8 protein-coding genes and 1 pseudogene are annotated in these 11,597 nt (G+C 54.8%); 4 read left to right on the forward strand and 5 right to left on the reverse strand.

Going from position 1 to position 11,597, the window contains the following annotated elements:
* Nucleotides 1–3 precede the first annotated feature (3 nt).
* Both V9K95_RS19180 and V9K95_RS19185 read right to left on the reverse strand, forming a co-directional pair.
* Nucleotides 4–1,323: an MFS transporter gene (locus V9K95_RS19180; protein WP_336441547.1), complete on the reverse strand. Its 1,320-nt coding sequence runs from the start codon at nucleotides 1,321–1,323 to the stop codon at nucleotides 4–6.
* Between the two features lie 339 nt (nucleotides 1,324–1,662).
* The gene (locus V9K95_RS19185; protein ID WP_336441546.1) at nucleotides 1,663–3,021 is read right to left on the reverse strand and encodes an FAD-dependent oxidoreductase; all 1,359 of its coding nucleotides are present in this window, start codon (nucleotides 3,019–3,021) and stop codon (nucleotides 1,663–1,665) included.
* A 56-nt stretch (nucleotides 3,022–3,077) separates the two neighbouring features.
* Here V9K95_RS19185 and V9K95_RS19190 point away from each other — a divergent pair, with 56 nt between their 5' ends.
* The gene (locus V9K95_RS19190; protein WP_336441545.1) at nucleotides 3,078–3,872 is read left to right on the forward strand and encodes a GntR family transcriptional regulator; all 795 of its coding nucleotides are present in this window, start codon (nucleotides 3,078–3,080) and stop codon (nucleotides 3,870–3,872) included.
* Nucleotides 3,873–3,950: 78 nt separating this feature from the next.
* Entirely contained in the window at nucleotides 3,951–7,409 is a 3,459-nt protein-coding gene (gene pyc, locus V9K95_RS19195) for a pyruvate carboxylase (protein WP_336441544.1), read from the forward strand.
* A gap of 449 nt (nucleotides 7,410–7,858) precedes the next feature.
* Here pyc and V9K95_RS19200 read toward each other — a convergent pair whose 3' ends face one another.
* Entirely contained in the window at nucleotides 7,859–8,362 is a 504-nt protein-coding gene (locus V9K95_RS19200; RefSeq protein ID WP_336441543.1) for an Lrp/AsnC family transcriptional regulator, read from the reverse strand.
* Nucleotides 8,363–8,443: 81 nt separating this feature from the next.
* Between V9K95_RS19200 and V9K95_RS19205 the strand changes: the two genes are divergently transcribed.
* Entirely contained in the window at nucleotides 8,444–9,472 is a 1,029-nt protein-coding gene (locus V9K95_RS19205; RefSeq protein ID WP_336441542.1) for a Leu/Phe/Val dehydrogenase, read from the forward strand.
* 373 nt (nucleotides 9,473–9,845) lie between these two features.
* Here the strand turns inward: V9K95_RS19205 and V9K95_RS19210 are convergent, their stop codons facing one another.
* The gene (locus V9K95_RS19210; protein ID WP_336441541.1) at nucleotides 9,846–10,763 is read right to left on the reverse strand and encodes an NmrA/HSCARG family protein; all 918 of its coding nucleotides are present in this window, start codon (nucleotides 10,761–10,763) and stop codon (nucleotides 9,846–9,848) included.
* Nucleotides 10,764–10,865: 102 nt separating this feature from the next.
* Here V9K95_RS19210 and V9K95_RS19215 point away from each other — a divergent pair, with 102 nt between their 5' ends.
* Nucleotides 10,866–11,273 (forward strand): winged helix-turn-helix transcriptional regulator, encoded by a 408-nt coding sequence (locus V9K95_RS19215; protein ID WP_336441540.1) that lies wholly within the window; start codon nucleotides 10,866–10,868, stop codon nucleotides 11,271–11,273.
* A gap of 225 nt (nucleotides 11,274–11,498) precedes the next feature.
* On the opposite strand, the pseudogene V9K95_RS19220 reads toward V9K95_RS19215, so the two are convergent.
* Nucleotides 11,499–11,597 (reverse strand): annotated as a pseudogene (locus V9K95_RS19220) (electron transfer flavoprotein subunit alpha/FixB family protein); the annotation flags it as partial.

An 11,597-nucleotide genomic window follows, 5' to 3' on the forward strand; every position in this document is an offset into this window, starting at 1 on the left:
TGCTCAAGCGCGCACAGGTAGTGGTTGGTTCGCAGCCGGTCCGGTCTGGATGAAGCTTGCAGCCAATACGCCGACCATCACGCAAGCTCCGATAAAGACCCAGCCCATTGAATAGTCCTTACCAGCCTCATTAACGACCACAAGAGCGGCGAAGATCTTCGCGCTGAACGCCGCGACCGTATAGCCAACACCATTTACAAAGCCCATTGCCTTTCCGTAGACCTCAGGCGTGAAGAGCTCGGCAGGAACCGCAAGAAACGGTCCCCAGGCCATGTTCCCAAAAAAACCCATCCCACACAGGCAAAAGGCGAGCATGCCGGGATGTGCCTCAGTCAGCGTGGCGAGAAGGAACACGAATGGAGCCAGCCCGATAAAGCACGTCAGGATCATGACCCTCCGGTTGCCGTGGAAGACCTTGTCGGACAGATATGATGATGCAAAGCTACCGACCGCACCGGCGGCGAAATAGAGTGCGCTCCAAAGACCCATCTCCTGAAGCTTGAAATGGAAGACATCGGATAGATAGAGCGGTACCCACGTTAAAGCTCCGTACAAGGTTATCTGCATCACGATGTCGACGAAGATAACGGCCACATAGCTACGGTTTTTGAACAGGTCGAGAAAGCGGATATCGTTTTTCTTCAGGATCTGGGCTTGGGCGTTGGTGTAGGAACCTTCATGTATATCGCCACGTTGAATCTCGTCACGGTAGGCGTATTCGAGATCGGCGGGCGTCGACTTCTTGTACTCTTCCGGTCGGTCATAGACAATGAGGATGATCATGATCAGCGGGACAACGCCAAATGCAGCAGTGAGATAGAACACAATGCGCCAGTCCCCCGCTGCATGCGCGAACTGTGTTGCAAACACGCTGGCCCAAGCTGGAGTAAGAATCCATGCCCAAGACAGTAGAGCCTGAGCGCGAGCGCGGCCCTCTTTGTTGAACCAGCGCATCAGGATTCGCGCCGATGGTACGTACTCGGTTCCGACCAGGACGCCGAACAACGCCATGCGGAAGAAATACTCATCCCGCGACTGGATATGAGCCATCCACGCCGTCATCACAGACCATGCGATGACGGAGAAGATAAGGATCCGTTTTGCCCCGAACTTGTCCGTCAGGATACCTGACAGATATTGCGCCGGACCGTAGAACAGAAGCATCAGGAACGCGCCTGTTCCAAGATCGCTGACTGAAAGACCTACATCATGTGCGATCATGGGGTTCAGGACGTTGGTCTTTACCCGGTCGAGATACTGAATGCTATAAGCGATAAACAGGGTGATTGCGATCACCCATCTGTAAGGTATTCTATCCTTCATTTGTTACCTCCGCTTGCGCGCTAACGCGCTCCTCCTTCACCCATGGAAGTTGCTCCGTGGGCGCTGATTTGGTTGTAATCCGCCCCAGCACCGCTTCACTTGACAGCAGTTGGGCAACTAAGCGACTGGGAGCAGACCAACGAAAGTTGGCAAAGGGCCCGGGAACCCTGTCAATCAGTCAAGCATGGGAAATTAGTCATCGCTGGCTTCATAGACCAAGCCCATGTTTGTGGAATTATGAAGGACGCCGGGCACCAGCATGAAGCAACAACTTTGTTTTCCAACGTACGCCACGGGCTCACCTTGCAGATCGCAAAACTCAGTCCATTGATCTAACACCTAGAGCGCACTACCCAGGCGAGCCATCTCGGCCCTCACGTCCTCCCCGCGAATACTAGAGAAGCCGAGGTTCTGGTCGATCGACATGACAGCCGCCGTCGCTGCGGCGTTCCCGTATTCAAAACACTGCGCGGTAACTCTCGCGGAAGCGAGAGCCTCATGCTCAGCACTGAGTGAACGGCCCGCGACAATGATGTTTTCTCCACGTTCCGGCACGAGCGCGCCATACGGGACCTCATAGTAATCGTCCAGCAACCAGTGCAGCTTAGGTTTGTCACCACTGTGAAGTTCGATCGGCCAAGGGACACGGCAAATTCCGTCAGAACGCTTCCTGGAAGAAAGAACATCATCATTTAGCAAAGTTTCCTTGCCAACGATCGAACGCGTCTGCCTGATACCAGCCTCAACGCCGGTGTCGACCACAAAGCTGTTCTCGCAACCTGGAACCGAATCAGCCAGAAAACGGGCATACTCCCTGACCTGGCGGCGTCCTAAAACCTCCGCTTCGGTAAAGTCAGCCGGATCAATGACATTCAGCATTCGACCATCGCGCCCGGAGAGCCTTGTCGCGTTGACCATCAGTTCGTTGGGGCGAGTTGTTGGAAAAATCCATATCTTGTTGCGTGGCAGGTCATATTTACCGCCTCGATCGGCGTTCTGTATAGCTTCGACAACCTTTGGAGGAGATATTGTGTCCTGGCCCCAGTACGCTTCGAAGACTTCAAGATTGACGTTGCCTAGCCTGAAAAACATCGTCGGATTCTGGATGCGGCCCCGATCGCCAAACGTGAAACGATATCCGGCGCGGGCCACTATGGCCGCATCGCCTGAAGCATCGATAATACGCTTGGCATATATAACAGAGCGACCGGCATTCGACTCCAGAATAACGCCTTTGAACGCCTCTCCTTCCATGAGAACACCGGTTACAACGGTATGGAAAAGGACTTTGACGCCAGCCGCTTCCAAAAAACCATCGGCAGCCTCACGCCACATGAGCGGGTCGTGCGTGACCGTGAATGTTTTTCCGTAAATCTGCGGCAACGTGAGTCCGCCGCGCTTCGTGAGGGCTTCTTTGAATCGCTCCGCAAAACCGAAGACGACCTGCTCAGGGTGATTTTTTGTGTCGCTGGCCATATAGAGGCCGCAGATCGTTCCCGACATGCCGGCAACTGCAGCCCCTCCGCAGAATCCATAACGCTCGATGAGCGCGACGGATTTACCCTTTTCGGCTGCCACCGTCGCTGCTGCGACACCGGACGCGCCCCCACCAACCACGAGAATATCAACCTCAGCAAGGACCGGCAGGTTGGGATCGCCTTCAATCGAGCATTCAATCTTCCATCCTTGAAACTGCACAGCGTGATCCTCCAGTGATATACTCAGTTGTCGACCAATTGAATTTCAGCATAGACATGGCTTCTCCGCTTGTCTACATTACAGTTGAAATTTTAGGTTGCCGCGCGACTCACAGAACGGCCAAGGAACGAGATGCAGATATTGATAAAGACCGCACGTGGCTTTGCGGCAAAGTGTGGAAGGAGGCGCGCGTGAACTCTAAAGCTAACAAAGCTGATCAAGCTTACGATCTGCTGGAGCGGATGATCACGTTTCAGGAACTCAAACCTGGAAGCATGGTGTCCGAAGGCACACTAATGGAATTGACCGCCCTTGGACGCCATCCCGTCAGAGCGGCACTTCAACGTCTCTCATGGGAGCGAATGGTCGAAGTTCATCCTCGGCGAGGCATTATCGTTCCACCAATTTCAGTGGAAGCGCAATTAAAGCTGCTCTCTGTTCGCCGGACCGTCGAGGAGCTTGCTGTAAAATGGGCCGCGCTTCGTGCGACCACTTCGCAAAAGCAAGCGATGTCAACATTGGCGCACGAGTTGAAGAACTTAGCTGGAACAGATGACCTGATCTCTTTCGGACGGCTGCTGAAGCGCGTTCACGAAATCATTGTTGAGGCAGCGCAGAATGAGTATCTCCAACTTTCGATGGCGCCATTGCAAGGATTATCCCGACGCTTCTGGTTCGCAAACATCAAAGACGCCGAAGCTGAACTAAAAGTCGCAACGGCACTTCATACTGCAACACTACATGCGATTTCTGTCGGTGACGAGCACGCCGGGGCTGCTGCCTCTTTTGCACTCAACGACTACCTGACCGAGTTCACCTATCAGACCCTACGCAGAGGTATTTCGTTATAGAAGAGCGACATCTGTCGCAAACTGACATCCGACACAGCCAGACCAAGCGAACTCGTCAACACATCGGGAGAAACTGAATTGCCCATTTACAAGATACTTGTTGCCAATCGCTCCGAGATCGCGATCCGCGTGTTCCGGGCTGCAAACGAATTGGGAATAAAAACAGTTGCGATATGGGCGGAAGAAGACAAGCTGGCGCTCCACCGGTTCAAGGCGGACGAGAGTTACCAGGTGGGCCGGGGGCCGCACCTGCCCGGCGACATGGGACCGATCGAGAGCTATCTGTCGATCGAGGAAATCATCCGGGTAGCGAAGCTCGCAGGCGCCGATGCCATCCACCCGGGCTATGGCCTTCTGTCCGAAAGCCCCGAGTTCGTCGATGCCTGCAAGGCGGCGGGGATCATCTTTATCGGCCCGACCGGTGACACGATGCGTCGCCTCGGCAATAAGGTGGCCGCCCGCAATCTCGCTATTGAAATTGGCGTACCCGTCATTCCCGCGACCGGCCCCCTACCCGATGACATGACTGTTGTGGCAAAGATGGCAGAAGAAATTGGCTATCCGATCATGCTGAAGGCATCCTGGGGGGGTGGTGGGCGCGGAATGCGCGCGATCCGCGATCCGAAGGACCTTTCTCGTGAGGTGAAGGAAGCCAAGCGAGAGGCGATGGCCGCCTTCGGCAAAGACGAGGTTTATCTGGAGAAGCTGGTCGAACGCGCCCGCCATGTCGAAAGTCAGGTGCTGGGCGATACGCATGGCAACGTTGTGCATCTATTCGAGCGTGACTGTTCGGTTCAGCGCCGCAACCAAAAGGTTGTCGAGCGCGCACCGGCGCCTTATCTCACGGAAGCCCAACGCCATGAACTAGCCGATTATTCCACCAGAATTGCCAAGGCGACGAATTACGTCGGTGCCGGCACCGTCGAGTATCTGATGGATATGGATAGCGGCAAGTTCTACTTTATCGAAGTCAATCCGCGGATCCAGGTCGAGCATACGGTCACCGAAGTCGTCACAGGCATCGATATAGTCAAGGCCCAGATCCACATCCTCGACGGTCATGCCATCGGCACGCGGGAATCAGGCGTCCCCAAACAGGAAGACATCAAGCTCAACGGCCATGCGCTGCAGTGCCGGATCACCACGGAAGACCCGGAGCAGAATTTCATTCCGGATTATGGACGGATTACCGCCTATCGCGGTGCTACTGGCTTCGGCATCCGTCTCGACGGCGGCACTGCCTATTCCGGAGCGGTCATCACCCGCTTCTACGATCCGCTGCTGGAAAAAGTCACCGCATGGTCGCCAAGCCCTGAGGAAACCATCGCGCGCATGCATCGTGCTTTGCGCGAATTCCGTATCCGCGGCGTTGCCACCAACCTCACCTTCCTCGAAGCGATCATCACGAACGAGAAATTCCGAGACAACACTTACACGACCGGATTCATTGACAACACGCCGGAGCTGTTTCAGCAGGTCAAGCGCAAAGACCGCGCCACCAAACTTTTGACTTATCTCGCCGACGTCACTGTCAACGGTCATCCGGAAATCAAGGGACGGCCAAGACCTTCGAAGGACGTTGCCGCGCCGACAGTGCCTTTCGCGCCAGGGGATATCAAACCCGGCACCAAGCAGATTCTCGATGAAGTCGGCCCAAAAAAATTCGGCGAATGGGTCCGCTCCCAAAAACGCCTCCTCATCACCGACACCACTATGCGCGACGGCCACCAGTCGCTACTTGCCACCCGCATGCGGACCTATGACATCGCGCGCATAACCACCACGTACGCCCGCGCTTTACCAAACCTGTTCTCGCTTGAATGCTGGGGGGGCGCCACCTTCGACGTTTCGATGCGCTTTTTGACGGAAGATCCCTGGGAACGCCTCGCCAAGGTGCGCGAAGATGCACCGAACTTGCTGCTGCAAATGCTCCTGCGAGGTGCCAACGGCGTCGGCTACAAAAACTATCCCGACAACGTGGTGAAATATTTCGTTCGCCAAGCCGTCAAGGGAGGCATCGACCTGTTTCGCGTGTTCGACTGCCTGAACTGGGTGGAGAACATGCGCGTGTCGATGGACGCGATTGCCGAGGAAAACAAGATTTGCGAAGCAGCGATCTGCTATACTGGGGACATTCTGAATTCGGCCCGCCCGCAATACGATTTAAAGTACTACACCGCGCTCGCAGCCCAACTCGAAAAGGCGGGCGCGCATATAATCGCCGTCAAAGATATGGCCGGCCTGTTAAAGCCGGCTGCGGCACGTGTTCTCTTCAAGGCGTTGCGTGAGTCGACCGACCTACCCCTGCATTTTCACACGCACGATACCTCCGGTATCTCGGCCGCCACCGTTCTGGCGGCGGCCGAATCAGGCGCTGACATCGTCGATGCAGCTATGGACGCGCTATCCGGCAATACATCGCAGCCGTGTCTCGGTTCGATCGTTGAGGCTTTGCGCGGCACCGAGCGTGATCCGGGCCTTGATCCGGAATGGATCCGTCGCATCTCCTTTTACTGGGAAGCCGTGCGTAATCAGTATGCCGCTTTCGAAAGCGACCTCAAGGGACCCGCATCGGAAGTGTATTTGCATGAGATGCCGGGCGGCCAATTCACCAACCTCAAGGAACAGGCTCGCTCGCTTGGTCTTGAGACCCGCTGGCACCAGGTCGCCCAAACCTATGCCGATGCGAACCAGATGTTCGGCGATATTGTTAAAGTGACGCCGTCTTCCAAGGTTGTCGGGGACATGGCGCTGATGATGGTGAGCCAGGACCTGACCGTTGCCGACGTGGTCCATCCTGACAAGGATGTTTCCTTTCCGGAATCGGTTATCTCGATGCTGAAGGGCGATCTCGGTCAGCCACCGAACGGATGGCCGCAAGCATTGCAGAAGAAGGCGCTCAAGGGCGAAAAACCTTATGTCGTTCGTCCGGGCTGGTTGCTCCCGGATGCCGATCTTGATGCGGAGCGCGAATCGATTGAGAAGAAAATAGAGCGTCCGGTCAACGATTTCGAATTCGCCTCCTATCTGATGTACCCGAAGGTCTTCATCGACTACGCGGTGGCCTCCGAGACCTACGGTCCCGTGAGTGTCCTGCCAACACCCGCCTATTTTTACGGGCTTGGTCAGGGTGAGGAACTGCTGGCCGATATTGAAAAGGGGAAGACACTTGTCGTCCTCAACCAAGCTCAGTCCGACGTCGACGAAAAAGGCATGGTTAAGGTGTTCTTCGAGATCAACGGCCAGCCGCGCCCCATCAGAGTTCCCGACCGCAATCGCAATGCGACTAGCGCTATCCGCCGTAAGGTCGAACTCGGCAACGCTGCTCATCTCGGTGCCCCAATGCCGGGTGTCATCTCCACCGTAACCGTCGCGGCAGGCCAATTGGTCAAGACCGGCGACGTGCTGCTGTCCATCGAGGCTATGAAGATGGAAACGGCACTGCACGCGGAAAAGGATGGTACAATTTCGGAGGTCCTCGTCCGCAGGGGGGATCAGATCGATGCGAAAGATCTGCTGATCGTTTATGGGAGCTGAACGGTTCTGAGCCGGACTCAGCATGGCACAATTCTGGGTGGTAGGTAGAACTGGAGGAAAGCAACCGCAGATCCCACTTTAATGCGGGGTTTTCTTGGTTCGGTTCCAGAGAAGCCATTGCTACAACGTTGGAACTACACACCGAAAACGTCGCCGAGCGTACTTGGGGGCCGTGCAGAAGCGTTTCCATGATTAACCAGTCGGCATCTGCCAGGTCTTCGCGAGCCAAAGCCATCTCGTGAAGGCAGTCTTGAACCATACCGAAGCCGCTTGATAATGTGCTATCTACATCGGTCTTGCTATAGACCTGGAACGAGCCGCTGTCAGAACCGGCAACTCGCCAACTACCCGCCGTAGATGGATCTGCATGGCCCGTTCGCCGCTGGAAGTGCGTGACGTGAACGAACTTGTACGCCTTATGCCCAAGCAAACGAAGAGCCAGAGATCATTTAGGAGTCGCGATCAGTCATCAGCGGACCACGCTCCAGATAGGTGCCTAGAGCTACGTAGGTTTTCACGCTTTTAAATCCCTCGAGGCGATGCAACATCCCAAGAAAGTTTTCCAGTGTCGAAGGACCTTCAGTTCTCACCTTCAGAATCATTGCAGTGTCGCCCGCGACGGTGTGGATTTCTTCGATCTCGCTGAACGTTCTCATCTCCAGCACTTTCCGTGTTGTATCCCAGTTGCTGGTCTCCAGATGCACAAACGCCAGAAGGTTCCTGCCTATTTTCGGTCCGTCAAGCAAGGCAACTGTTGCGCGGATAAAGCCATCTCGTTTGAGGCGTTTCACCCGTTCATGAACGGCGGGCGGCGATAAATGAATCTCATCGCCCATTTCCGCGTAACTTAACTCGGCGTTTCGAGCCAGGAGACCTAATAATTTTCGGTCCATTGCATCCAACCCATCCTCAGGTTGCCGCTTTCGCCGAACGTTTTTCGAATCTTTATGCATGTCCTTGTCCCTTCGCCATCTACCGAATAAAATTATCTTATCAAACTAAATTAGAGAATATTATACTGCAAAGGAACGGATATGAACATCGCAGCCCACCCCGATTTTGACGATCATGAAATGGTTGTGTTTTGCGCAGATAAAGCCACAGATCTCCGCGCATTTATCGCTGTTCACAATACGAGCCTCGGCCCTGGTATGGGTGGCTGTCGGATGAGAGCCTATGACAACGACGCCGAAGCCTTAAGCGACGTTCTTCGACTATCGCGGGGGATGACCTATAAATATGCTGCAAGTGGACTTAGTTACGGCGGCGCTAAGGCTGTAATCATTGACAACCGCGACGCCCCGGCTCGCTCGGAACGTCTCGTCGCGTTCGCGCACTTTATCGAGAGACTGGGCGGCCTTTATACCACCGCCGAAGATGCGGGCATTTCAACTGCTGATGTTCGGTTGATGGGCACAGTGACTCAATTCATTCGCAACCTTCCATTGGAGGAGACAGGCGACGGAGCACTGTGTACCGCTTGGGGTGTTTTCCATGGAATTCGTGCCGGACTGGAATTCCGCGGCATCTCGAACATGCGTGGTTGCACAGTAGCGGTGGAAGGACTGGGGAAGGTTGGGATGGCACTTTGCGAACTACTTAAGAACGCAGGTGCTGATTTGATTGTCTACGACATCGATGAGCATAAAATGCAAGTTGCTCAGCAAAAGTATGGCGCAAAGGCGGTTGCTGCAGGACAAATCCACCGGTCCGATGCCGAGGTTTATTCACCGTGTGCGCTCGGTGCAACACTCAATCAGAAGACCATTCCAGAGATTCGGGCCAAAGTAGTCGCGGGTGCCGCGAATAATCAGCTCAGTGACTCTTCGCAGGATCAACTCCTTGGCGACTATGGCATCACCTATTGCCCGGACTATATCGTCAACGCCGGTGGCGTGTTGTCGGTGGCGGCCAAGGGTGCCAGGTTCAATCTTGCAGAGGCGCTAGCTCGGGTGGCGACGATTCATGAGACGACGCACAACGTGTTGGCATTGGCCAAAACTGATGGAATACCGACTGGCTTCGCTGCTGATCGCCTGGCACGCCAGCGCCTTCAAACGTGATGCGATCCCCACCATCAGTTCAGGACGCGCAGGAAATTACGGCTGCCCTGAGTCGGGCACCCGATTTACCGCGGACTGCTTGCTGAACGTGCTGGTCAATTCGTTGGGATCAGTGAAGCAGAGCGACCTTAGTAGCCTGCAGGTTTTCGGGGTAGGCGGATTGCGTGCGATGGCAATCCGCCCGTCAGCCACCTGGGCCCTTGGACGGCTGTTTGAGAGGCGCGGCGTCGAGCAAAGCCGTGGTATAAGGATGCCCTGTCGAATTGAAAAACTCATCGCGCTTCCCGATTTGACGATGCGTCCGAGATATAATGACCGCAATGCGCTGGGCGATATGTTGTTACGAAGAGCTTACGAGGTCACGGCCTTGAACTCAGCGAAGAGCCACTGCTGCGGCTGGCGCTCCTAGGGCAACGCCAAAGAGCGGCTTACCCGCGCCAGCAAGCCATTGCTCAATATTCATCAGGCAGCCAAACTCGGCCCGCAAAGCATTGATATCTGCCCCACCCGCGCATCTGCCATCGTCAACGAGCTCAGCAAGGCGGCCAAGCAAAGCGTTTTGTTGGAGAAGACTATCAGGGAAACGTTGATAGGTGATCGTTTTGCCCGCGGCACGGCTGAATATTTCCTGTAGCCCGTTGCCGGTGATGTCTTCTCCCGCAATTTCAATGGTTCGGCCAGAGAACCGCTCGGGATCTGCAAAAACCGACGCGACGATCTTCCCAATGTCATCGACTGCGATGAACTGCATAGACTGGTCCGGCCGCATGAAGAAACTGAATCTCCCCTGCTCAAGGCCCATGCCTGGAAGCATCAGCATTTCCATGAATGTGGTCGGCCGCACAATCGTACTGTTGATGCCCATTTCTCGGATATGGTCTTCAATTTGCGTCTTGCTGTCAAAGTGTCCCAGGCCAGTTTTGCCTTTCCCGGCGGCAGCAACGGATGTATAGACGAGATGCTGAACGCCTTGTGCTGCGGCAATGTCGGCGATGGTCTTTCCATACCGAAGTTCCTGTTCGTCCGAAATACCATGGGCCCCTTGACCAGAACTTGGTTGTACGCTGAAGACGCCGGAAGCACCGGACATCGCCTTCTCGATCGAGGAAATGTCCGAGAAAGCACCCTGATGCAACTCAATACCGATGGCTTCAAGCGCCTTTGCCTTTGCTCCATCGAGCTGGCGGACAAATGCCCTTACCGACCATCCGTCGGTTCTCAGCGCCTTTGCGACCGCTCCGCCTTGCTGCCCCGTGGAACCGAATACGAGCACGGTTTTGTTTATAGTCATTTAAAGTTCCTTTTCGTAACTATTGATACTTACGAAATGGCACTGTTAGAACGAGCGCACAAGACGGCACATTTTTGTTTGTCGGTCACAAGGAGATAACTATTGGAAAAGATCATCCACGGTCGACCATATAAACACACCACAAAAGGTCCTATCCTTATGCCATGCGCGCCGCACGGCGTATTAGCGAGGCTTGGGGACAAGTGGACCATCCTGGTAATGTCCATGCTCGCGATGACCCCCGAAACGTCGCTCCGGTTTTCGGAAATCAAGAATGGAATTCCGGAGATCTCGCAGCGCATGCTCACGGTTACCCTTCGAAATCTTCAACGAGACGGCCTCGTTTTGCGGCATTATTTCCCCGAGGTCCCGCCACGTGTCGAGTACGAATTGACGCTGATGGGGAAGACGATGTTACCAGCCCTTGAAGGTTTCACCGGGTGGATCAGGGAAAATTGGCAAGCAATCGAACAATCGCGTCACGCATTCGATGAGTCCAATGGGGACTAGGGAGAGGTCGAGCGACCTGTGATGTAAATTTGGTAGAAGCTCTACCAACACCATTCATTCAGTGCGAAGAGGCGCTTGGAGTTTACTTATCAGGCGCCAAGCTTCGAACAGCCACAGTTCTGAACTGAGCCGTTTCAGCCGGATCGCCGCAGACAGACCGGCCCCGGAAAACGCGGTCGAATTCCACGCTTTCGCGCTTGGGTGTTTCATCGTCTCGGAGTGCCATCACACGGCCTTTTCAAGTTCGGGCAGGATAACGAAGAGATCGCCAACGAGGCCGTAATCGGCAACCTGGAAAATCGGTGCTTCTTCGTCCTTGTTTAT

Origin of the sequence: Phyllobacterium sp. CCNWLW183, from assembly GCF_037203775.1 — a bacterium.
In the GTDB taxonomy this organism is placed as follows: Bacteria; Pseudomonadota; Alphaproteobacteria; order Rhizobiales; family Rhizobiaceae; genus Phyllobacterium; species Phyllobacterium ifriqiyense.